This window comes from Nitrobacter sp., assembly GCF_047149785.1.
Classification (GTDB): Bacteria; Pseudomonadota; Alphaproteobacteria; order Rhizobiales; family Xanthobacteraceae; genus Nitrobacter.
In genome coordinates, this window is the sequence record NZ_BAAGBE010000001.1 from 879936 (window position 1) to 903731 (window position 23796).

Below are 23796 nucleotides of genomic sequence, written 5' to 3' on the forward strand. Positions count from 1 at the left end.
CGGCATCAAACCGATCCTTATACTTCGCGAAGGTCTAGTAGCGCTCCCTACTACCAGCCAAAAAAGCGTTTCACTGGGAACTGAGTGTGACGCTGGCGGTCGACATCGGCGTGCTGACCAGCGCGTTCTCGCAATAACGCATAGTCCGAGTTCCAATCTAAGAGCGTCAATCACGCGGAAGGTGGTCTGTCTTATACAGACTCATGCTGTTGATGGGCGCACGATCCCCTGGATTTAACACCCAATAGCCGGCCGGGCACTCGACCCATAACTTGCCAGAATTGTGACGATGCCGCGATGTCCAAAGGTCACACAGATGATGCGCAGGGCAATTGGTTGCTCGGCGCAATGGAAAGCACCAGCCGCAAGCGGATCGATCCCCACCTTGAGCCTATCAAGTTCAAGCTTGGTGTCGTCGTCTGCGAGGCTGGTGGGCTCCTCAAACATGCCTACTTCCCACAGGGCGCCGTCCTCTCTCTGTTGACCGTTCTGGAGAACGGCTCGGCAATAGAGACGGCAAACATAGGGCGCGAAGGCGCATTCGGCCTCTTCGCGGCCATGTATAGTCGCGTTTCTTTCAATCGGTGTCTTGTTCAACTGGAAGGGGGCACGCTTCGTTGCCCGATCGAAGTACTGCAGTCGGAATTCAAGCGCAGCGAACACATGCGCGATCTCTTCGTCAGCTACTCGGAGACGCTGCTGTCACAAGTTCAGCAGACTGTCGCGTGCAACGCATTGCATACGACGGAAGAGCGAATGTGCCGATGGCTCCTGATGATGCATGATCGGGCGGAAGGCGAAGCCCTGCCATATACGCACGAATTCCTGTCTCACATGCTGGGCGCCAATCGCAAATCGGTGACGCTTGCAGCGCAGTCGCTGCAGACGGCCGGACTCATTAGTTATCGCCGCGGGAGGATTAGCGTTCATGATCGTCCGGGCCTCGAAAAGGCGTCGTGCGAGTGCTACGCCATCGTCAAGGAGCGGTTCGACGCCTTCCTGACGCCACCCTCAACGGCGGTTCAAGGCAATACAAAGGGGCGACGTAAGACGTAAAACCGTGGGTGCTCGCCATACGTCAGCCGCGCATGTCGAAACCAAGCGTCTACAAGTTCTGTGTTTGGAAAGAAACGGAATCGCGGACCCGCAAAGCTTGAACAGCAGCGCCTTGTCCCGGAACAGCGCGGCCCGTTGCAAAGTGCACGCCGTGGTCAGGTAAGCCCGTCTATCTTAACGCTGATCTCGGTCTCAGGAGTCGGTTCACGCTCCGTCAGACCGGTCCAAACTTTCGCCATTCGACGGAACCGCAACTGCAAAGCAGGATTATCAACGTCGCTTGCCAATTGCCGACAGTCCGCCGCCAGGCGGAGACATTCCAAATCATGCTTTCGCTGGTTGTCCGATTCCGACATGGCGGCCGCCTTTGAGACTGAGCCGATCGTTGCACGCGACCGCAGGCCGTGTCGGTGGTCCACACCACAAAGAAAGGCAAATATTTGGCAGTGAAGCTGACGATGCCAGTTACTCGATGCCTGTGGAGCCGTGCATCGTCGCCGCCCCTATGGACGAAAACAGCTTCTGAAAGGAGCCTCGTATGCCGAACATGAAAGCAGTCATTTTCGTGGAGAAAGGCCGCATCGTCCTCGACGAGAAGGCCATTCCCGATATCGGCCCGCTCGATGCGCTGATCCGCGTCACCACGACCACGATCTGCGGAACAGACGTCCATATCCTCAAGGGTAAGTATCCGGTCGAGTGCGGCCTGACGATCGGTCACGAACCGGTCGGCTTGATCGAAAAGCTCGGCTCCGCCGTCGACGGTTATACCGAAGGCCAGCGCGTGATCGCGGGCGCGATCACGCCGAGCGGGCACAGCTACGCCTGTCTGTGCGGTTGCGGTTCGCAGGGCGGTCCAGGAACAAAGCACGGCTTCAAGGCAATGGGCGGCTGGAAGTTCGGCAACACCATCGACGGCTGCCAGGCTGAATATGTGCTGGTCAAGGATGCGATGGCCAATCTCAGTCCGATCCCGGACGGTCTGACGGACGAGCAGGTGCTGATGTGCCCGGACATCTTGTCCACGGGATTTTCCGGCGCCGAAAGCGGCGGTGTCCGGATCGGTGACACCGTGGTGGTGTTCGCCCTCGGACCAATCGGCCTTTGCGCGGTCGCAAGCGCCAGGCTCATGGGCGCCACCACCATCATCGGCGTCGACACGGTCCCAGAACGGCTTGCGGTCGCGTGCACGCTCGGCGCCGACCATGTCGTCGACTTCAGGGCCGGCGATCCGGTTGAGCAGATCATGGCGCTGACAGATGGACGAGGCGTTGATGTCGCGATTGAGGCGCTTGGAACCCAAGGCACCTTCGAGTCTTCGCCGCGCGTGCTGCGGCCGGGAGGAACGCTGTCCAGCCTCGGGGTCTACTCGAGCGATCTGCGGATTCCGCTCGATGCCTTTGCGGCCGGGCTCGGCGATCTGAAGATCGTCACCACGCTCTGCCCCGGCGGCAAGGAGCGCATGCGCCGGCTGATGGATGTCGTGAGTGCGGGGCGGGCCGATCTCAAGCCGCTTGTGACGCATCGCTTCAAGCTCGATGAGATCGAGACCGCCTACGATCTCTTCGCCAACCAGCGTGATGGCGTCCTGAAGGTCGCTATCACGCCATAGCAGAGCATCACTATGCGCCGCGGGCTGGTCAAGTTTCCTCACCGTCGCGTCTGATCTGCGGATGATCGTGCAGAACGACGCTCAACAATGAACTGTGAACCCTCAAAGTGCCGTTGTATTCGATGAAGCCCAGTTTCCGGAATTTGTTCATGAAATGGCTCACGCGCGATCGCGTGGTCCCGATCATGTCGGCCAACGTCTCCTGGCTGACTTTGGCGATGATCGGCTCAGGTTTACCCTCCTTGCCGAAATTGGCCAACAGAAGGAGGGCGCGCGCCAGACGCTTCTCACTCGAATTGAACAGTTGATCGACCAGGTCCTCCTCAATGCGGATCGTTCGAGCTAGCAGATGCGCGACGAACATCTCGGAAAACGTCGGTTCGTCATGGAGGATGCGGACCATCGTGCTCTTATCCACCTGCATGATCTCGCAGTCGGTCATTGCCGTCGCGGTCGCCATGCGGCGACGCTGGCCCGCGAGACAACCTTCGCCGCAAAACTCATCGGGTCCCAGGATGGCGACTACCGCTTCCTTACCTTGTGCGGAGTTCACGGTCATCTTCACCTTTCCGTGTTGGATATAAAGGACCGAATCGGCCGGATCGCCCTGCGCGAAGAGGACTTGATTCATTTGGTGCTTGGAGATGGCCCGTCCTTCGGCCGCCTTGGCGAGAAAGGCCTTGGGATCGAATCCCGGTTTCGCTTTCCGTTTCATGATGGGATCCTCGTTTTTTGGTCCTTCCGTGCACCGGAGACGCGTGGCGGATCCAAATGTTGACCGCATCTTAGAGAATTCTGAAGCATAGGGCGGGAAGTTTTCATCACGACACTCTCCGCCTGGGGCTCGTGAGCAATCTTATACAGTCCTCCGCCGGCATCGACGCTATGCTTCAAACGCTGGACGTTCTGTGGGTTCGCCGGCCCTTGCGTTGATCCAGTGACTCCCGGCGCGGTCGCGCCGCCAGGAGATTCGAAGCGCGTACCAGTACTGCGACAATTATGCACTCCACGGCTTTCAAAGAGCAGTTCACCGACGTCGTGGATGCCTGCGCGCTCGCTCAGGGCATCGTGGACACAGTCCGCGAACCGGTTCTCGTGCTGGACAAGGAACTGCGCGTGGTGGCCGCAAGCCGCTCTTTCTATTCAGTCTTCAAAGTCAGCCCCGAAAATACCCAAGGCCGGCATTTGTATGCATTGGGTGACGGGCAATGGGACATTCCGAAACTTCGAGAATTGCTCGAAAAAATCATACCTCAGCACGGGGTGATGGAGAGCTACGAGGTCGAACATGAATTCCCCGATCTCGGACACCGAAGAATCTGTCTGAACGCACGTCAGGTCTTTTACGAGCATGGCGCCGGCGCGACCATTCTGCTCGGCATGGAAGACGTCACTGCGCAACACGCTCTGGAGCGCGAAAAGGACGAGTTGCTGAAGCAAAAGGATGTGCTCCTCGATGAGCTTCAGCACCGGATCTCCAACAGCCTACAAATCATCGCCAGCATCATCTTGATGAAGGCGAAGACTGTGGAATCGGAGGAGACGCGCGTCCACCTACAAGACGCCCACAAGCGCGTCATGTCGGTTGCGGCCGTGCAACAACAACTCCACGGATCCGGAGCTAGCGGACCGATCGAAATGGTGCCTTATCTCTCAAGGCTGTGCGAGACACTCGCGACGTCGATGATCGGTGACACACGACCAATCTCGCTGAAAGTAGTTGGCGCGGGAGGCCGTGCCACTCCCCGGCAGGCTGAAAGCCTCGGCTTGATCGTCACCGAGCTTGTTATGAATGCCTTAAAGCACGCATTCCCCGACGATAAAGTCGATGGCCGAATCTCCGTCGCATACGAAGTCCATGGCACGAATTGGAAGCTGTCGGTCGCAGACAATGGCATCGGCAAGCCGGACGACGTCTTTGCCCAGCCGAAAACAGGGCTCGGCACGGGCATCGTCAAGGCGCTCACCCAGCAACTTGGCGCCACTGTCGAGACTTCGGCCAGCCTCGCGGGGACAACCGTGGCCATCACCCATGCGACGTTCACCACGGACGCTGTCCATACCGCGTAAAGCGTCAACGCAGGGCATCAAATGTGATGTGATTTGATCGGCCCTTGTATTTTCTCTAAGCCACCATACCTAAACTAGCAGTTTGCTGAAAAAGCCAAAATTGACCGCTTCGATGATCCTCGGAACGCCTCATCGCGATGATGTGTATTCGGCGGCGCGTTGCACTCGTTGTCGTCCTGGCGACGACGCGGTTATGCCGTGACCAGTTTGGGAACGCGGATCAGGTTATAGGCGATCAAGTTGAGCATGAAGTCGGCGGCAACGCGGCAAATGCCACGATGTTTGGTCCTGCGCATCGTGCCGTGCTGCTTGCCCCAGCCGAAGATGCATTCGATCATCGCCCGGCGCGTCTGCGACATGCCATAGCCCTGATGGCGCGTGGTCCGTGCGTCGATAGCGCTCCGGCGGCGCCTGCCGGTCTTGCCCATGCCATTGTTCTGCGTCACATGCGGTGTGACGTCGATGGCGCGAAGATTGGCCACATGATCGGCCGTGTCATAAGCCTTGTCCGCACCGGCGGTAATGCGGCGACCCGCTTTCCTGCCTTCGGCCTCGAGCATTATCTCCGCGGCGCGGCGCTCGGCGGTGCCGCTCGCGTGCGTGACGATGCCGGCCACGGCCAGCCCATGCCGGTTCTCCATGGTGACGTGGCCCATGTAGCAGAGCCTGGCCTCGCGTCCGGCCGCCTTGCGGTAGAGCCGGCTGTCGGGATCGCTCGTGCTGACATGGGTGTCGTTCTTGCGCGTCTGACCGTGGAAGTTCGTGCCGTCGTCGCCATCGCTGCCATCCTTGGGACGAAAGCTCTTCTGTGACGCCCAGGCCTCGATCAACGTGCCGTCCACCGAGAAGTGCTCGTCCGAGAGCAGCGGCTCGACCTGAGGGTGTTTCAAAAGCCTGGTCATGAACTTCGTGAACACATCGCCGTTCTGCAGCCGCTCGCGGTTCTTCGTGAAGCTGGTCGGGTTCCAGACCGGATCGTCCGGCGACAGCCCCACAAACCAGCGATACAATAAATTGTAGTCCAACTGCTCCATCAATTGGCGCTCCGAGCGAATGCCGTAGAGCACCTGCAGAAGTAGCGCGCTGAGCAATTGCTCGGGCGCGATCGAGGGGCGCCCTTCACTTGAATAGAGCCTGGCAAAGCTACGGTTCAACTCGCCCAGCACATCACGGACCAGCGCCCGGATCTTCCTCAGCGGATGGTTCGGCGGCACCCGCGCCTCCGGCGAGATGTACGAAAACAACCCGCCCTGATCCACAAAGGCTCCGCGCATCCCAACCTCCACCGATTCACGATGAAAATCGAATCAGCAAATTCTCGCACGCGCGAGCGGTTTTTCAGCAGACTGCTAGGTTCGAACTATCGCTCTGGCTTGTTGACCGCGCCGAAACCGGCTCTATTCCCAAGACATCGTTGAACTCGATCAAGCCCGCACGGAGGTCGTGCGAGCGAACGCGCTTTCGCGCATCTTGGAGACTATAAATGGCAACTGGAACAGTGAAGTGGTTCAACGCGACAAAGGGCTTCGGCTTTATTCAGCCCCTGACGGCGGCCGACAGGATATCTTCGTTCATATCAGCGCGGTCGAACGGGCTGGCTTGAGCTCCCTCAACGACGGTCAGAAAGTTTCGTTCGAGGCCAAGACCGACAGCATGCGCGGCAAGACCAGCGCGGAAAACTTTCGCGTCGATTAAATTGCCGATTTGAGATACCCACGGATGTACTGGGACCTCTAGATCGGGTGCGCGTCTCTCAGTGGGAGGTGTGCTCAGGTATCGGAGTGAGATGAAGATCGCCAGCCGTAAAGCCGGCGGTCTTTTGCTTATCGTGCGGCGTTCGCTCCGAAGATAGCCATGGCTATTTTGGTCCGAATGAGCGCACAATAAAGGCGCTCAGTCGCAGTGATCGTGCTGAACGTCCGCAGCACCTAGGTCTTGCTGAAGCTGGTGTTGCGACATGTCCGCCGAATGCGGGCAAGACGATCTCGCTGCCGCGATATGAGCCAGCGATGCTGGAATCGCGAATGCAGGATCGGCATCCTTTTTTCCGGACGATCGTGCCGGTAAGAGCCAAAATCACACCATCCGCGTTCCACCGGGAGTGCACACATAATGACGCGATCCCAACAAATCAGGAAGCCATGAAAACCTTTAAGCATAAGCCGAACGAAACTCAGTTGGAGGAGCTTCGGCCTCGGAACGCTCAGCGCGCGGATATCATCCCGACTGAGGGTTTTGCAATGGTCGTGGACGGAAAGCTCAAGGGTAACTTTGCCGATGAGCAAGCCGCCAAAGCGGCGGGTGAAGAACTTCTAGAAAAATTTCCGATGCTCCGCGTGGAAGTGTTTAATGCGAAAACGAGGGTCCGTACTAAAGTCGATGCCGCAAGTTAATGGTGTGTTTCATCGAGTTCATCCCGCTTCGCCGTATCGGTCTTCAGGGCAGAGAGGACCCGCTTCATGCCAGCCACATCTTCGACTTGGGCGTTGCTTGGGAATGCTTCTGATCAGCCAATTTTGAATCTTGCCGAAGAAACCGCGCGTCGCTCGCTGCGAGTGCGAAGCTCGTTCGTGAAGTTCTGGGTTTGACTCTATTTCGTTCTCAAGAACGAATCCGGTCTACGGAAAAGCAGCTACGGCCATTGTTAATAAATCGCTCTGGAAAGGGCGACAGTCTACCCTCGCATACGGCGCTATCCGCGCCGGCCGGAAAGGCGCGAATGCTTCAGACTTTCCTCCACAGCGGTCCATGGTCCCGCCCTCGACCAGCACCGTGGAACGCCACTGCGCCTGTGCGCGAGGAACTATTCGGTATCGAACGACTGGAACAGCATGCGGAAAGCTTGGCCGCAGCGCAGGAGGTCACGACGCGACCGCCGCTAGTCAGATCTCTGCAAGCCCGGTTAAGTGACAATGCCGCCGCCTTGCTGGCGGCCTATCGCATCTGCGCTTCTGATCTCGAAAGCGGCCGAGGCGTGGTCCCCGCGGCGGAATGGCTACTCGACAACTATCACCTGGTCGAAGAGCAGATCCGCGAAATCCGAGCTGATCTGCCGCCGGGCTACTACCGGCAGCTGCCTAAACTGGCGGGCGGTCCGTTCGTCGGATATCCGCGCGTATTCGGCTTGGCCTGGGCTTTTGTCGCCCACACAGACAGTCACTTCGATCTGGAGATACTGCGCCGGTTTATTGCAGGCTATCAGCAGGTTCAGCCGCTTACGATCGGCGAATTATGGGCCGTTGCGATCACCCTTCGCATCGTCCTCATCGAGAACCTGCGACGATTGGCAGACCAGATGGTTGCTGGACGCGGAGAACGCGCGGATGCGGACGGGCTCGCCGACAGGCTTCTGGAATCAGGAGGTGGGCACTCCGCGCTCGACGCTGATATCGGCGCGCGTTTGAATGCGCCCCTGTCGGAGGTGTTCGCAGCGCAACTCGCCAAGCGCCTGAGGGATCAGGATCCGAGAACAACTCCCGCGCTCGGCTTGCTCGCTGAGCGACTCTGTCTGCAGGAGTCCTCGATCGAGGGTGTCGTGCAGAATGCCCAGCACAGGCTGGGCGCGTCCAACGTTTCCGTCCGCAACGTTATCACCAGCATGCGACTGATCTCCGACATCGACTGGGCGGATCTGTTCGAGAGCCTCAGTCTCGTCGATAAGCGGCTTCGCGTTGGAAGTGCGTTTGCCGCGATGGATTTCCCGACCCGCAATCTTTACCGAAGCGCGATCGAGGAACTCGCACGCGGCTCGCTATTGACCGAGATCAAGATCGCCGAGCAGGTGTTGTCGGTATCGTCCAGAGCGGCCATGGAAGCGCATGATCCCGAGGAACGCGAGAGAGTTGGGGATCCCGGCTATCATCTGATCGCCGAGGGGCGCCGTGCGTTCGAACGGACGATCGGCTTCAGGCCGGGTGCCCGACTGCGGATCAGCCGTCTCAGCCTGCGCCCCGGCGTCGTCGGCTACGTCGGGGTCATCCTGTTCGTCACCGCGGCCCTACTGGCCCTCGGCCTATGGACACTTTCGGCTTCGGGCCTCGACGCCCGCTGGGTTGTCTTATTTGCCGTGGCGGGATTCGTGCCGATGACCGAGGTGGCAACCGCGCTGGTCAACCGTGCGATCACGTGGAGCTTCGGTGCGACCATTTTGCCCGGTCTCGAACTCGCTGAGGGTGTCCCGAAATCGTTTCGGACGCTCGTTGCCGTTCCGACGCTGTTGACCAATGAGGCCGATCTCCTGGAACAGGTCGAGCGGCTCGAAGTCCATCATCTCGCCGGCTCCGGCGGGGACCTGACCTTCGCTCTTCTTTCGGACGGCGTCGACGCGGACCGGGAGATCGTCGAGGGTGACGCACATCCGCTCGGGGTCGCGGCCGAGGCTATCGCACGTCTGAACCGCCTTTATGGCCCCGGACCGGATGGCGACCGTTTTCTCCTTCTGCATCGCCGCCGCGTATTCAATGCCAGCGAGAATGTGTGGATGGGATGGGAGCGCAAGCGCGGCAAGCTGCACGAACTCAACCGGCTTCTGCGTGGGGCTCTCGACACAACCTTCGTGGCGGTGGCGGGGCAGGCGCCTCGTGTTCCGGACAATGTCCGCTTCGTCATCACCCTCGATGCCGACACCAGACTGCCGCGCGATGCCGCGCGCCGCATGGTCGGCAAGATGGCTCACCCGGTGAACCGGCCGCAGTTCAGCCAACGCGAGCAGAGGGTCATAGCCGGCTATGCGATCATGCAGCCGCGCGTCACACCCGCGCTACCGCTCGGACGCGAGGGGTCCGCCTATCAAAGGGTGTCTTCGGGTCCCGCGGGCATAGACCCGTATGCGGCGGCGATCTCCGACGTCTACCAGGACCTGTTCGGCGAGGGCACCTACACCGGTAAGGGTATCTATGACGTCGATGCTTTCGAGGCAGCGCTCGCCGGGCGCGTGCCTGACAACACCCTCCTCAGCCACGATCTCTTCGAAGGTGTTTTTGCCCGCGCGGGCCTCGCGTCCGACATCGAGGTCGTCGAGGAGTTTCCGAATCGATACAACGTTGCTGCCAAGCGCCAGCATCGTTGGGTCCGTGGCGACTGGCAGCTCTTGCCCTGGATCGTTGGCCGCGGCGGGGCGATGCCGCTCCTCGGTCGCTGGAGGATGCTGGACAATCTGAGACGGTCGCTGCTTGCGCCGATCACGCTGATGGCCGTCGTCTTGTGCTGGTTGCTGCCGATGCCGGCCGCCATCATCGGGCTCCTGCTCGTCCTCGCCACCATTGCCATCCCGGCATTCCTCCCGAGCATCTTCTCAGTCCTGCCACGTCGTGCTGGGCTTCGCGTGCGCAACCATCTCGGCGTGCTTGCCGGAAGTCTCCGCCTCGCGGCCGCCCAGACGTCGCTCACGGTCTCCTTTCTGCCCGACCAAGCGCAACGGGCGGCAGACGCCATCGCCAGAACCCTGCTGCGACTGTTCGTGACTCGCCGTCATCTCCTCGAATGGACCACGGCAGCGAAATCGACGGCGGCGGCTCGGCTGCGCATGGTCGGCTTCTATCGTGAGATGGCGGGGAGCGTGGCGCTCGGCTTGGCCCTGGCGGCGCTCACGCTCGCGGCCGCCCCGGCATCCTGGCCGCTCGTCCTGCCTTTCGGACTGCTGTGGGCATGCGCGCCGGCACTCGCCTTCCGGATCAGCCGGGCGCCGCCGATCGCGCGCCGGCTTTCGATTTCGTCGGCAGATGCGACCGACTTGCGCCTCATAGCGCGCCGCACCTGGCGCTATTTCGAGACGTTCGTGACGCCGGACGACAACATGCTGCCGCCCGACAACTTCCAGGAGGATCCGAAGCCCGCGCTCGCGCGCCGCACCTCGCCCACCAACATCGGACTTTATCTCCTGTCCGCCGTCGCCGCCCGCGACTTCGGCTGGGCGGGAACGACCGAGACCGTCGAGCGTCTGGAGGCGGCGCTCGGCTCGATGCGGAAGCTCGCCCGGTTCAAGGGTCACTTCTTCAACTGGTACGATACGCAGGATCTGCGCGCGCTCGACCCCGCCTATGTCTCGTCGGTCGACAGCGGCAATCTTGCCGGCCATCTGATCGCGCTCGCCAACGCCTGCGAAGAATGGATGGATCCGGCGCGCATGCCGGATGTGAGGGCCGGGATGAAGGATGCCCTCCGACTGGCGCGCGAGGCTACCGACGCTCTGCCGACGAACGCGGGGGGCAGAGGGCAGCCGCTCATCGCCGCTCTCGACGAGATCGAGGCCCGGTTGAACGGCGCTGAGGCGATCGAGTCGATAGCCGCCTCCCTGAACCGGCTTGCCGAAAAGGCAGCTGAGGCCGCCCGCAGCATCATGCCCATGCCCATCCCCATGTCCGAGGGCCGCGACACACCCGACCTCCTGTTCTGGATCGGGGCGTTGAAGAGGATCGGGTTCGAACTTTTGCGCGATCGTCCCGGTATTGCCGACCCCGCCCGCCCCCTGAACGGGCGGTTGAAGGGGATCGCCGATACGGCGCGCGAAATGGCGCTGGCGATGGATTTCGCATTTCTCCTCGATCCCGACCGGAAGCTGCTTTCGATCGGCTATTCGCTCGCCGACAATGGCCTCGATCCAAGCTGCTACGACCTTCTCGCGTCTGAAGCGCGGCTCGCGAGCTTGTTTGCGATCGCCAAGGGCGACGTCCCGACACAGCACTGGTTCCGCCTCGGCCGGGCGGTAACGCCGCTCGGAGGCGGCGCGGCGCTGGTTTCCTGGTCGGGGTCGATGTTCGAATACCTGATGCCGTCGCTGGTGATGCGCGCGCCCGACGACAGTCTGCTCGGGCAGACCGGCCGTCTGGTGGTGAAACGGCAGCAGGCCTATGGCCGATCCCTGGGGGTTCCCTGGGGCGTTTCAGAATCGGCCTACAGCGCGCGCGACATCGAATTCACCTATCAATATTCCAACTTCGGCGTGCCCGGCCTCGGCCTCAAGCGCGGGCTCTCGGCGGACGCCGTGATCGCTCCCTATGCCACGGCGCTGGCGGCCATGGTCGATCCGGCGGGCGCGCAAGCGAACTACGTCCGGCTTGCGGCGATGGGTGCCCGGGGCCGCTATGGCTTTTACGAGGCTCTCGATTTCACCCGCTCGCGTCTGCCGACGGGTGAGAACGTCGCGATCGTGCGCGCGTTCATGGCGCATCACCAGGGCATGACCATCGTCGCCATCGCCAACACCCTGGAGGATGGCTTGATGCGCGCGAGGTTCCATCGCGAGCCTATGATAAAGGCCAGCGAGCTTCTGTTGCAGGAGCGCATACCCATGGAGGTTGCGATCGTGCATCCCCGTGCTGAGGAGGTGAAGTCACCCCCTCCGGGGACGGTCACCGAGGCCGTGACGGTACGCCGCCTTTCGCCATCGGCGGGCGGCCCGCCGGCCACGCATCTGCTTTCGAACGGGCGCTATGCGGTGATGCTGACCGCGACCGGCGCGGGCTATAGCCGCTGGCAAGACATCGCCGTGACGCGCTGGCGGGAAGACGCGACTCGCGACGACTGGGGATCGTTCCTTTTTCTCAAGGACAGCCGCAGCGGGAAGATCTGGTCGGCCGGTGCACAGCCCGCCGGCGGCAGTGCGGATCATGAGGAAGTCTTCTTCGGCGAGGACCATGCCCAGTTCGTCCATCGCGACGGCAGCCTGACGACCACCACGGACATCCTGGTCTCAGGCGAGGACGATGGCGAGGTCCGCCGCGTCAGCCTGACCAACAATGGACGCCGGCCCCGCGAGATCGAAATCACGTCCTATGCGGAGGTGGTGCTGGCGGCGCCGGCCGCCGACAACGCCCATCCGGCCTTTTCCAAGCTGTTCGTGCAGACCGAGCATCTTCCCGAGTTCGGCGCGCTCCTCGCGACTCGCCGTCCGAGGTCGAACAACGAGCCACGGCTCTGGGCTGCCCATTTCGCTGTCGTGGAAGGCGAGGTCGCCGCCGATCCGCAATATGAGACCGATCGGGCCCGCTTCCTTGGCCGCGGCCGCTCGGTTGCCGACGCTACCGCTATCCTGGACGGCCAGCCGCTTTCGAAAACGGTGGGAACGGTTCTCGATCCGATCTTCTCGCTCAGGCAGCGCGTGATGGTACCCGCCGGCAAGGTTGCGCGGGTCGCCTTCTGGACCGTTGTCGCATCGTCACGAGACGAACTTCTGGGGCTGGTCGACAAGCACCATGACCGCAGCGCATTCGACCGGGCGAAGACCCTGGCGTGGACGCAAGGACAGGTCCAGCTTCGGCATCTCGGCATCGCGACGACAGAGGCGGCGGATTTCCAGCGCCTCGCGGCGCCTATCCTCTACGCCGACTCGCGCTTCCGGGCGCCTTCGGAGGCGATCATGCGCGGAGCGGGCGCCCAGTCCAGCCTGTGGCCCTACGCCATCTCCGGCGACCTGCCGATCGTCGTGCTGCGCATTAACGATGTCGAGGACATGGCTCAGGTCGCCCAGTTGCTCCGCGCGCACGAATACTGGCGCATGAAGCGCCTCGCCGTCGATCTCGTCATCGTCAACGAGCACGCCGCCTCCTACATGCAAGACCTGCAGATCGCGATCGAAACCGCGGTGCGCAGCAGCCAGTCGCGACCGCGCGTCGGCCACGTTTCCGCGCAAGGCGCGGTCTATACCCTCCGTGCCGACCTCATGAACGCCGAGGCCCGATCGCTGCTGCATGCGGCCGCCCGTGTCGTCCTGCACGCACATCGCGGCACCATCGCCGATCAGCTCGCGCGCATACGACCGCCGTCGGGTGGATCGTTGCCGCTCCGACATCCGAGGGCGGCAATTCCCTTCCGGCAACCAGCGGCGGCGGCGACAGCCAACCTTGAATTTTTCAACGGTCTCGGCGGCTTCGACAAGGACGGGCGGGAATACGTGACCGTCCTCGACGGGGCCCGCATGCCGCCCGCGCCCTGGATCAACGTGATCGCCAATTCCGGTTTCGGCTTCCAGGTCTCGACGGAGGGAGCCGGCTACACCTGGGCCGTGAACAGCCGCGAGAACCAGTTGACGCAATGGTCGAACGATCCGGTGACCGACCCCGTCGCCGAGGCGATCTATGTCCGCGACGAGGTGACTGGCGACCTCTGGAGCCCGACAGCGCAACCCATCTGCGACGGCGGGCTCTATGTTGCGCGCCATGGCTTCGGCTACAGCCGCTTCGAGCACGAGGCAAACGGCATCGCGCTCGACCTGGTGCAGTTCGTACCGCTGTCCGATCCGGTCAAGGTCTCCCGTCTCACGCTGCGCAACAATTCCGGGCGTGCGCGCCGACTGTCGGTCACCGCCTATGCAGAATGGGTGCTTGGCACGTCGCGCGGCGCCTCCGCGCCGTTCATCGTAACCGAGATCGATGCGGCCACGGGTGCCATTTTCGCCCGCAATCCCTGGAGCTCCGCCTTTCCCGGTCGGATCGCCTTCGCTGATCTCGGCGGGCGGCAGACGGCCTGGACCGCCGACCGCGCCGAATTCATCGGTCATAATGGGGCGCTCGAAGCACCGGCCGCGCTGGCCCGTGGCCGGGAGCTGTCCGGTACGGTAGGTGCCGGCCTCGATCCCTGTGCTGCGCTCGCAACGAGTATCGAACTCGGGGCAGGCGAGACAGCCGAGATCGTGTGGCTGCTCGGACAATGCGGTTCGGTCGAGGACGCGCGCGCGCTGATCGTCCGCACTCGCGAAGCTGACCTGGACGCAGGGCTGGCGTCGGTGGCGGATCATTGGGAAACTCTGCTCGGCGCGGTCCGCGTAAAGACGCCAGACCGGACGATGGACCTCATGCTGAACGGGTGGTTGCTCTATCAGACGCTCGCGTGCCGCGTGCTCGCCCGCTCGGCTTTCTACCAAGCGAGTGGCGCCTACGGCTTCCGCGACCAGCTCCAGGACACTATGGCGTTGTCCTTCGCCGCGCCGGACGAGACGCGCCGCCATCTCCTGCGCGCGGCTGCCCGGCAGTTCGTCGAAGGCGACGTCCAACATTGGTGGCTGCCGCATTCGGGTCAGGGCGTGCGCACGCGTATTTCTGACGACCGGGTCTGGCTCGCCTTCGCTGCCGCGACCTATATCACCGCGTCCGGTGACGCTGCCGTTCTGGACGAGGTTCTGCCGTTTCTGGAGGGATCGGTCCTTGGCGCCGGAGAGCACGATACCTTCTTCCAGCCGATGATCGCAGACGAGCAGGCGTCGCTGTTCGAGCATTGCGCCCGTGGTCTCGACCAGTGCCTCGACCTTACCGGCGAGCACGGTCTGCCGCTCATCGGTACGGGCGATTGGAACGACGGCATGAACCGGGTCGGTGAGGGCGGAAAGGGCGAGAGCGTATGGCTCGGCTGGCTGCTGGTGCGCACCATCGCGCTCTTTGCTCCATTCGCCGATAGTCGCGATCCAGACCGCGCCGACCGCTGGCGGACGCATGCCGCCTCCGTCCAAGCCGCGATCGAGCGCGAGGCCTGGGACGGCGAATGGTATCGCCGGGCGACGTTCGACGATGGGACGTGGCTCGGCTCGAAGGAGAGCGAAGAATGCCGGATCGACTCCATCGCCCAGTCCTGGGCGGTCCTGTCGGAAACCGCCGATCCCGAGCGCGCCGCCCGGGCCATGGCGGCACTCGACCGGCATCTCATCCGCCGTGACGACGGCCTCGCTCTCCTGTTCACGCCCCCCTTCGACACGACGCCGCGCGATCCGGGCTACATCAAGGGCTACCCGCCGGGGCTGCGCGAAAATGGCGGGCAATACAGTCACGCTGCCATGTGGGCGATCATGGCGTTCGCGAAGCTAGGGGAGAGCGCATGCGCAGCCGATCTGCTTTCGCTGGTTAACCCGATCAACCACGCGAGGACTCTCGAAGAGGTCGAGCGCTACAAGGTCGAGCCTTATGCGGTCGCTGCCGACGTCTACTCCGTGCCCCCCCATACGGGGCGCGGGGGGTGGACCTGGTACACGGGCTCGGCGGCGTGGATGTACCGCGCGGGTGTCGGGAGTATTCTTGGCATTCGCCGCGAGGGTGCGTTTCTCGTCGTTGACCCCCGTATTCCGTCCGCCTGGCCGGGTTTCGAAGCCGCGGTGAAAACAGCCGCCACCCATTACGATATTCGCGTCGAGAATACGTCCGGCTCTGGCCGCAACGTAGTGCAGGCTGTCCTCGACGGCGCGCCTGTCGAGTGCACCGGGGGGGGTATTTACATTCCCTTAGACGGAAAAAAACATGTCCTCGCGATCCATCTTGGGCGGACAGCCTGATTTGAAGGACGATTATCTATGGTCGCATGAAGCGGCTGGTGTCGAGAGCGGGGCAAGGACCGCCCGACTTGCTTGGTTGCTGTCAGCGATAGCACAGGCCTCGCTACGTCGTGCTGTTGCCGATCACACGTCTCCCACCTTCGGGCATGACCCTCGGCATCGAGATCCCGGCGAGGGTGAAACAGGCGATCGGCCGCGACAACGAGCCGATTCCTATGTGTTCAGCTACGGCTTCATACTGCCGGGACTGTTTGTGGAAAATCAAGGACGCTTCCTAAGGCGATATTGTCCGCTCGCCGCCAAATTCGCCCGTGGTCACTGGCTCGAGAAGATCGAGCGGGAAGCGGCTGCCCAGAAGCGCTTCGAGTAGTTCGAGTACCTCCCCCGTAATTGCTGAGAGCCTTGTTCTGCGCGACGTCTTAATTCCTCAGCCGCTGCATCGCGAGGATTTGCTCCTCCTTCTCCGATAGCTTCAGTCGCAAACTGTCTTCGGCTTCCTTCTTGGCTTGTTCCCGGACGCTGCCGAGTGCCTCAACCTCCTCAAGGGCAGCGACACACCTGATGAGATCGGAGGATCGTACTCAAGGCGCAAATCCTGTTCTGGCTCATCAGCGCCATGGACGGACACGCCAAGAATTTCAGTATCTTTCTTGGACCGGGCGGCAGCTGCTGACGACTCTCTATGACGTCCTTTCAGCTGAGCCAGTCTCGACGCCCCTCATATCGAGCGCAAGCAGATGAAGCTTGCGATGGCCGTGGGCACCACCAATCAATACAGAATTGAGGGAATTCAACGTCGGCATTTTATCAAGACTGGCCGTGCGGCGGGGCTTTCGAATCCGACGGTTCAAACCGTGATCGAGGAAGTCGCAGCGGCAGCAGACGGTTTCATGGAACGATTGGCTGACGAGTAGCCGCCTCGATTTCCCAAATCGATCCATGCTTCTGCAAGGCCGTACTCGCGCGTCTCCCGGACTCTTCGGCGGGAGTGTGAAGCTGAGCAACACCTTACTGTCGGCCCCTTCGCAGATAATGCGGGTTAACCTATTGCGGCCGGTGAACGTCAATACGCCGACCAGTTATAAGCGCCGCTGATCAGTCTCAAATTGTCTGACGACGGACAATTCAAACGTGTGGCACCGTCTTCACAGAGAGGGAATGTGGGACTTCGCTCGACTGACCTCTGTGCAGCAACTACAACTGCTGTCGTGTCGGACACGCTGTATCTCGAATCTGATCAGTGCCCGTCAACCGCACCTGATGATTATTCGACATCGTCATTGCTCCCGTAGCGGGCCATCGTTTGCCAACGTTCTCCGCATTGTGAGCACAGCCACTTATTGACGACTAATAGGGCTGTATGAAAAGACGCTGAAGGCGCCGTGACAACGTAGCCGCAGCGGCAGTTGTCTGTCCCCTTCGGACGCGAGTAACGAAAGGCGTTCTCAGGGAGACGAGCACTCCATCGGGGTTTAAAACTTCGGCGAATGTGAATCGGAGAGATAATCGGTGCCATTTCGCTCCTCGGCGGCCAAGGGCGGGTGCGCGATGGTCTCTCGGTCACCGGTAAAAGCCAATGGACCCGCGGTGATGCCAAAGTATACGCTCGAAGATCGGAAACACCTAGCGAACAAACCAGCGCCTTGCCACAGCCGATGTGAGATCCTGATGACTTAAGGATAAGTTTCAGGTCAGCAAGACTAAGCCCATTAACTCACCATTCAGGGATATCCAATTCAAATCTCATGTTGGGCCAGCAGGTGGGGTTTATCGCGCTCGGTCTTCCGACAGACAGCCGCGCCCAGCCGCGGCCGAACGCGGCTTCGGAGCATTTGTCTACTTCTTACGAGTCTTTGTAGGCTCGGATTGCATTAGGCTCTTCATACTTGGAGCCGCCGCAATCACTTTCGGCTTTTCCTTCTTCGGTTTCTTTACTTCGCGGTTTCCGCGTTGCTCACCTTTAGCCATGGTTCAGTCCTCCAGTCCGGGAGCGGACCCAAGATCACACTATCACGGAGGGGCAATCCAATGCAGTGTTCCTAGTCGTCCATCAACGTGGGCATCCCGGAACTCTGCGCCTCGCGGTGGTCTTTCCGATACTGGATTCCACTGTCAAAAAATTTTTCGGATCCAGGCCTTATAATCACGGGCCACGAGCAGTTTCGTATCCGAACTATAATTCTTATTGTCGCGGGTTCCCATTGTAATCACCAGTTCAGGTCCCACCTCTGTAGAGCGCCTAGAAAATAAGGTTTAGGTTCGTTTCCGGAAAGGAAACACCAGTGTCCGACACACCGATCGCTTCGAACGAAGCCCCGAAGACCAAGGAAGACCCGAAGACCGCCTCTCCGAGCGACGCCAAACCTGCCGTTCAAGACAACGCGAGCGACAGCAAGCCTCCGCCGGATGGTCCAAAGCAGAAATAGCTTGTCCTTAGATGACGAGGTGGAGCCCGGCACATGCCGGGTTTTCTTTTCAGGAAGTTGTCCTGTCAATTCAAATACCATCCCGCGTTAGAGACTGGCTTGTTCCGCCAATCGTTGTTCCTCTGTTCCTTGGGCTAATAATTCTGGGCTCCGTCATGTGCGTTGGTGACTGGGATCGAATCTCGTGATCGAGAGTTGCGGAGGTAGCCTTCTTCGGAGCTTCCACTTCAACGTGATTGGAGAGCGTTATGACCGTCAGATCCCGTCGAGACTCCGTCGTTTTCAAACATAGCTTCTGCATCGACGGCATCGATCGACCGTTTCCGCCTGGTACCTATGAGGTTGTAACCGACGAGGAGGAAATCGAAGGTTTGTCGTTCCTCGCATTCCGCCGGATAGCAACATCCTTCAGAGCCACCCATTCGCTCAGAGGGCGTTTAACGATCGAATCGTTCGATATTGACCCCGATGATCTGAAAGAAGCGTTGCGAATAGACGCGGTAGCCTAGCTATGCGAGGGCTTGTCCGCTGCGGGGCCGGCTGAGAATGGATATCGGAGTTGTTTGGTCATGAATCGCGATAACGAAGTGAGCCCAGGCGGTTTGCCCCCCGTCAGGAACGCCCCAGATACCGAGAAGCTGCTAACCGTCCATGATTTAGTGGCAGAGCTCAGCCAGTGGAATGGTGATGACCAGGTGGTGTTCCGATCGACTTCAGATGGTGGCGCGCTGCGCTTTTATTGTTTTCGATCACCCGAGGCTGGAATCCTCGAGATAAATCTCAATGATTAGCATTAGATAGACGACAGCGTCGCGCTTCACGCTTGCTCGCCTGGTAACGAATGGAGGGCGCTTTGGGCGATAAGGTTCGTACATTCGTTGACTTTTGGGTTCAGTCTCACATCCGCGCTGAGGGTTACCAGCCGAAGGGGGATACCAGGCTTGCTAAGGCGCTTGTTCGCAAGTGCGTTGAGATGGCTCAAACGGAGGGCATATCAGCTAGCGATATCGAAGCTGAGTTCGGCGATATCATCGAGTACGTTCACTGGCAGATCAAACGGGTAAACGACGATTTGGCCATAGGCGTGAGAGATATGGATCGGGCCAATATCCGACGCATCGATCAACAGCTGGAAGAAGGATTGATTGATACCTTTCCGGCATCCGATCCCGTAAGCGTGACGCAGCCTAGCAAGTCCAGGTTCGAATCGCGCTAACCGCAAAACTATTGAACCAGAAAAGGCGCGGCCAGCCGACCCGTTGTATGCCAGTAGTGCCCCATGTCGGCGGGTCGCTCCGGGTTGGGAACCGAGGTCTCGCAATATCAAGTTGGTGCGCAGTGCATTTATCGACTGAAGGAGTGTCCGATGACTTCTATGCGCAAAGTTCTCTTGACCCTAGCTGCTGGAACCGGCGCTCTGGCTTTTAGTTTCTTGGCGGCCTCGGCGGCGATTGTATGTACCGGAAACGTGTGCTGGCATACGCAGGAGCAATACAGCTACCCGCCAGACGCGAGGGTCTTCATTCACGACGATAGTTGGCTCGCCGCGCCGCATGTCATCTTCCGTGAACATGCCGGGCGAGGTTATTGGAAGGGTGATACCTGGACCACGTGGTAATACGTCTTTCACCAGCGCGTCCGCGCCGAACGTGACACGTATGGCATGGGATATCCGGTGCGCTCGCTACAGGGAAGGAAACAATGTCATGACGCTGACGCGCGGAACCTTTGGTAGGTTTGAATACGATCGGATGGTCGTTCTGTTCTCGATGATGAGCGACAAGGTGGAAATCGCCTGCGCCATCAGCACCGACGCGCTCGACAGCCTCGAAAAATCCGGGCGCGTCGCGCCTGCCCAGCGCGCGGCGCAGTTCGAGCGATTACGCGACCGGATCGAGGATTGCGCGATCCGCAAGTTTCAGATGTCGGAATTCGAGGGCACGCCACCCGGTCTCATCCTGCGCACCACCGACTTTCGCTGACGCTCCGCGACGGCGGATCCGGTTTAAAGACCCTTATTTGAATTCGTTAATTTAGGCGAATAGGTGAGCCGTCGCGTGGCAGTAGACGCACTCTTACACTCTACAGCTTCACCAGGTGCAACGCCGGCGTCTGCGGCGGTGAACGGAAGCGCCAAATAATAGGTGACGTCGGCCATGCGTCACTTGAAATGGCCGGCCATGATGCAGGCTAATACGATCGCTAGCGCGGCAACCCATCCCGCCCGTTGAATGATCTTTCGATCACGCCACGGCAGGCATTGAAGTCGCGTTCGTTCGTCAGTTCGTAATTCTCTTGCGAGCGCCAGCCCATCACGCCGCCCTCAGAACGCTAGCGACAGGTTGTTTGGATTTGTCAGTGTACGATTAGTCAAGGGCACTGTCGTATTTGAGCCCCAGTATCCTAATTTGAAGGCCGATTTCTTTTTGGATTTCAGTTGCGCGGCTCTGGTTATGGTCGGCTGGAGTACCCATATACAAATGATCGTCAGACACTATAATTATAAATAATTATAACAGGCACTGGCGACAGGGAGACGCTCCTTTGCTCCCGCCCCACAAAGGGAGCCAGCCATGTATGCGATGGTCTATCCGAATCATCTTCAGAGAAAATCCGAGCGGCAGATGGGCAAGCCGCGTCCCTCGTGAATTGCCTATCCGAAGATCGCGCCCTGAGGGAACTGATACGTGCGCTTGCGGATATATTGTGACAGCACCTGTGAACTCGCAATATTCGCTCCACGTCATCACCAACAAATGGCGCTGCTCTAAGTGCAATGCTTGGTGGACAACGGAAGCCGTTCGGGGCGACTAACGAAGCCTCCCTGATTCGGCTTCCCCGCCGCAAAAGTCGCATAATGAACCGCACATGCGGCTTTCTGAGCGCTCCACGTCACCTCTGACCCAGGGGCATTCACCTGACAAAGAGTATTGCGCTTCAGCCTTCGGCTAACAAGGGAACCACGCCATGCAGACACAACCTCGCTTTCCGCAGAACCCCAGAACGCTTTATCAACGCCTGAACGAAGACGCGCAGCGCCTGCGTAAAGAGGCAATGGGGACCCAGCCAGGCGTTCGACGCGACCGGCTTATCCGCAGAGCGCGGCGGGCAGAGACCGCCTCTCGCACGACTGAGGGGCTATCATCGCCGGGCTTGGAGACTCCGAAATGACCGCGAAAATGAATCGCTACATTGCGTGCCGGGCGGAGGCTGCGGTATGTCACGAGAAAGCCGAGACTAATACTAACCGGCGTGGCTACTGGCTCGCGGAAGCACAAAAATGGGAAAAGCGCGCCGAAGACTCGGATAATATTTCGGTCTCCTATCAGATTAAAGACGTCCGCTTGGGGCTAAGGCCAGACTAAACATCGGCAAATGACAGCGCCTCAATCATTTCGCTGTTTTAAAATGCCTTCTGGCATTATGCATCACGGCTTGAGCTGCACCCGGTTCGGTTGACACCCGCTTAAGCTAAACCAGCCTTCCGCTCGAACTCCATAGGGCTCATGTATCCGATCGTCGAGTGCCGCCGTTTTGGATTGTAGAAACGCTCGATGTAATCGAACACATCGGCCTTGGCCTCGTTGCGTGATCGGTACATCTTGCGCGCTGTTCGCTCGGTCTTCAACGACGAGAAGAAGCTCTCCATCGCTGCGTTGTCCCAGACGTTGCCCGATCGGCTCATTGAACAGACAACGCCGTGATCGACCAACAATCTCTGGAACTGTTCACTGGTATATTGGCTGCCACGATCGGAATGATGCAGCAGAGCGTCCGGTTTGCCGCGCCGCCAGATCGCCATCATCAGTGCATCGGCCACGAGCTGAGTGGTCATTGCCGTGTTCATCGACCAGCCAACTACCCGGCGGGAGAACAGGTCGATCACAGCGGCCACATAGAGCCATCCCTCTGCCGTCCAGACATAAGTAAAGTCTGCAATCCATTTGCGGTTCGGGGCTGCTGCATCGAAGCTGCGATCGAGAACGTTGGCAGCGACAGTGGTCGCCTGCCGCTCACCTGGATCAGCCGGCAGGCGCCGCCGTCGCGGGCGCGCCCGGAGGGCCTGTAGCCGCATCAATCGTTCGATCCGGTGCAGCCCGCAGGCCACCCCTTCGGCGAGCAGATCGTGCCACACACGCCTGGCGCCATAGGTCCGATCGCTCGCAAGGAAGCTGGCACAAATCTTCGCGCCGAGCTCTTCGTCGTTCCGGCTTCGCCGACTACGCGGCCGTGTTAGCCACGCATAAAATCCACCCCGCGAGACACCGAGCGCCCCGCACAACCATTCCGTCGGCCAGATCCCCCGGTGCTTCGCAATAAAACCGAACTTCACGTCGATTCCTTCGCGAAGTAGGCCGCGGCTTTTTTTAGGATGTCCCGTTCGGCCTTCAGCTTGGCGACCTCGCGCTTGAGCTGCGCGATCTCCAACTGCTCCGGCTTCATCTGGCCGTGGCCGGGGAATGCATGCTGCGGATCATCCGCAAATTTCTTCACCCAATCGCGCAACTGCGTCGGATGAAGGTCTTCTGCGGCCTGCGCATACGAGACGCCGCGCTGCTTGATCAGCCGCTCAGCTCAAGCTATCGCCGGATAACCCGCGCTTCGAATAATGCGTAATTGTTTATCTATCCTGACCGGCCGATAGGCTTGTCGGGCTGACGAGCGACCCGAGGTTACTTCGTCGCATCGGATGATTGCTCTAAGAATGAGCGGATGCCCTCGGTCTCCAGCGTCCGATAAAATTCGGCGTATGCATCCCTGTCGGTAGCAAACCGATCGTCCCAAACGGTCGATCCGCCTTCATGGTCTATGACTTCAAGCGTCCAGCTTTCGTCTCCCTCAACGAGCCGATAGATCTCGATGCGCACGGTTACGCCGTCGCGCGTGACTTCACCGCACAGCGGCGACTCTTCAATTTCCGGGTCGTCGTCGATCATGGGAATTACCTGGTCTGTGTGCGAGTCAGGGTTGTCTTTCAGCCTAACACCCGGACCGCCGTCGATCGGCTGACCTTTTTTCAAAACCTTTACGGCTAGGAACCGTATAATGCGCCAAGGTTGATCGATTAGCCTGTTCCAAGCGAAGCAGCAGTGATCGACGATATCTTCGTAGGACTTGAACACGCGGTTCGACAGCCAGTTGTCCCGCATGAACTGCCAGACGTTTTCCTGCGGATTAAGCTCCGGGCATTTCGCGGGCAGCGGCAGGATCGTGATGTTGGATGGAACGATCAACCGACTCGACAGATGCCAGCCGGCCTGGTCGAGCATCAAAATGGCATGCTTGCCTGGCGCGACCTCGGTCGCGATTTCGGCCAGATGCAGGTTCATCGCCTCGGTGTTGCAAGCGGGCAAGACGAGAGCGGCGCCCTTGCAGTC

The 23796-nt window shown here is 60.2% G+C and carries 16 protein-coding genes and 2 pseudogenes; 13 read left to right on the plus strand and 5 right to left on the minus strand.

The features are described 5' to 3' along the window. Positions 1-297: 297 nt before the first annotated feature. Both ACMDCM_RS04075 and ACMDCM_RS04080 read left to right on the plus strand, forming a co-directional pair. Positions 298-1056, plus strand: coding sequence for a Crp/Fnr family transcriptional regulator (locus tag ACMDCM_RS04075; RefSeq protein ID WP_412772375.1), 759 nt, complete (start codon positions 298-300; stop codon positions 1054-1056). Positions 1057-1594: 538 nt separating this feature from the next. After that, entirely contained in the window at positions 1595-2668 is a 1074-nt protein-coding gene (locus ACMDCM_RS04080) for an NAD(P)-dependent alcohol dehydrogenase (protein WP_412772376.1), read from the plus strand. A 28-nt stretch (positions 2669-2696) separates the two neighbouring features. Here ACMDCM_RS04080 and ACMDCM_RS04085 read toward each other — a convergent pair whose 3' ends face one another. Next, positions 2697-3383 (minus strand): Crp/Fnr family transcriptional regulator, encoded by a 687-nt coding sequence (locus ACMDCM_RS04085; RefSeq protein ID WP_412772377.1) that lies wholly within the window; start codon positions 3381-3383, stop codon positions 2697-2699. 284 nt (positions 3384-3667) lie between these two features. On the opposite strand from ACMDCM_RS04085, the gene ACMDCM_RS04090 reads away from it, so the two are divergent. Next, entirely contained in the window at positions 3668-4738 is a 1071-nt protein-coding gene (locus ACMDCM_RS04090; RefSeq protein ID WP_011510983.1) for a sensor histidine kinase, read from the plus strand. Positions 4739-4929: 191 nt separating this feature from the next. On the opposite strand, the gene ACMDCM_RS04095 is transcribed toward ACMDCM_RS04090, so the two are convergent. Next, the gene (locus ACMDCM_RS04095; protein ID WP_412772378.1) at positions 4930-6012 is read right to left on the minus strand and encodes an IS5 family transposase; all 1083 of its coding nucleotides are present in this window, start codon (positions 6010-6012) and stop codon (positions 4930-4932) included. A 209-nt stretch (positions 6013-6221) separates the two neighbouring features. Between ACMDCM_RS04095 and ACMDCM_RS04100 the strand changes: the two are divergent. The 10 genes and pseudogenes from ACMDCM_RS04100 (at position 6222) to ACMDCM_RS04145 (ending at position 20400) form a co-directional block, all read left to right on the plus strand. Next, a pseudogene (locus ACMDCM_RS04100) lies at positions 6222-6433 on the plus strand (cold-shock protein). Between the two features lie 329 nt (positions 6434-6762). Then, on the plus strand, positions 6763-7131 hold the full coding sequence (locus tag ACMDCM_RS04105; protein WP_412772379.1) for a hypothetical protein: 369 nt from the start codon (positions 6763-6765) through the stop codon (positions 7129-7131). A gap of 326 nt (positions 7132-7457) precedes the next feature. Further along, on the plus strand, positions 7458-15992 hold the full coding sequence (locus tag ACMDCM_RS04110) for a GH36-type glycosyl hydrolase domain-containing protein (RefSeq protein WP_412772380.1): 8535 nt from the start codon (positions 7458-7460) through the stop codon (positions 15990-15992). Beyond that, entirely contained in the window at positions 15958-16362 is a 405-nt protein-coding gene (locus ACMDCM_RS04115; RefSeq protein WP_412772381.1) for a hypothetical protein, read from the plus strand. The genes ACMDCM_RS04110 and ACMDCM_RS04115 overlap by 35 nt, the downstream gene beginning before the upstream one ends. 367 nt (positions 16363-16729) lie before the next feature. Then, entirely contained in the window at positions 16730-16906 is a 177-nt protein-coding gene (locus tag ACMDCM_RS04120; protein ID WP_412772382.1) for a hypothetical protein, read from the plus strand. A 1368-nt stretch (positions 16907-18274) separates the two neighbouring features. Next, complete coding sequence (locus ACMDCM_RS04125) at positions 18275-18418, plus strand: hypothetical protein (protein WP_412772383.1); 144 nt, start codon at positions 18275-18277, stop codon at positions 18416-18418. Positions 18419-18666: 248 nt separating this feature from the next. Further along, positions 18667-18927 carry a hypothetical protein gene (locus tag ACMDCM_RS04130; protein ID WP_412772384.1) on the plus strand — a complete coding sequence of 87 codons (261 nt, stop codon included), beginning with the start codon at positions 18667-18669 and terminating at the stop codon, positions 18925-18927. A 60-nt stretch (positions 18928-18987) separates the two neighbouring features. Further along, a complete protein-coding gene (locus ACMDCM_RS04135) occupies positions 18988-19209 on the plus strand; it encodes a hypothetical protein (protein ID WP_412772385.1) in 222 nt (73 codons plus the stop codon). 62 nt (positions 19210-19271) lie between these two features. After that, a complete protein-coding gene (locus ACMDCM_RS04140; protein ID WP_412772386.1) occupies positions 19272-19634 on the plus strand; it encodes a DUF768 domain-containing protein in 363 nt (120 codons plus the stop codon). Between the two features lie 490 nt (positions 19635-20124). Continuing rightward, the gene (locus ACMDCM_RS04145) at positions 20125-20400 is read left to right on the plus strand and encodes a DUF1488 family protein (RefSeq protein WP_412772387.1); all 276 of its coding nucleotides are present in this window, start codon (positions 20125-20127) and stop codon (positions 20398-20400) included. A gap of 1484 nt (positions 20401-21884) precedes the next feature. Here the strand turns inward: ACMDCM_RS04145 and ACMDCM_RS04150 are convergent. From ACMDCM_RS04150 to ACMDCM_RS04160, 3 genes and pseudogenes are all read right to left on the minus strand, one after another. After that, positions 21885-22984 (minus strand): IS3 family transposase gene (locus ACMDCM_RS04150; protein WP_412774660.1). Its coding sequence is split into 2 segments (ribosomal slippage): positions 21885-22780 and positions 22780-22984, totalling 1101 coding nucleotides; the frame shifts between segments, so codons are not numbered across the junction. A 107-nt stretch (positions 22985-23091) separates the two neighbouring features. Then, the gene (locus tag ACMDCM_RS04155; protein ID WP_412774661.1) at positions 23092-23355 is read right to left on the minus strand and encodes a hypothetical protein; all 264 of its coding nucleotides are present in this window, start codon (positions 23353-23355) and stop codon (positions 23092-23094) included. Between the two features lie 105 nt (positions 23356-23460). Beyond that, positions 23461-23790, minus strand: a pseudogene (locus tag ACMDCM_RS04160) (transposase); the annotation flags it as partial. Positions 23791-23796 lie beyond the last annotated feature (6 nt).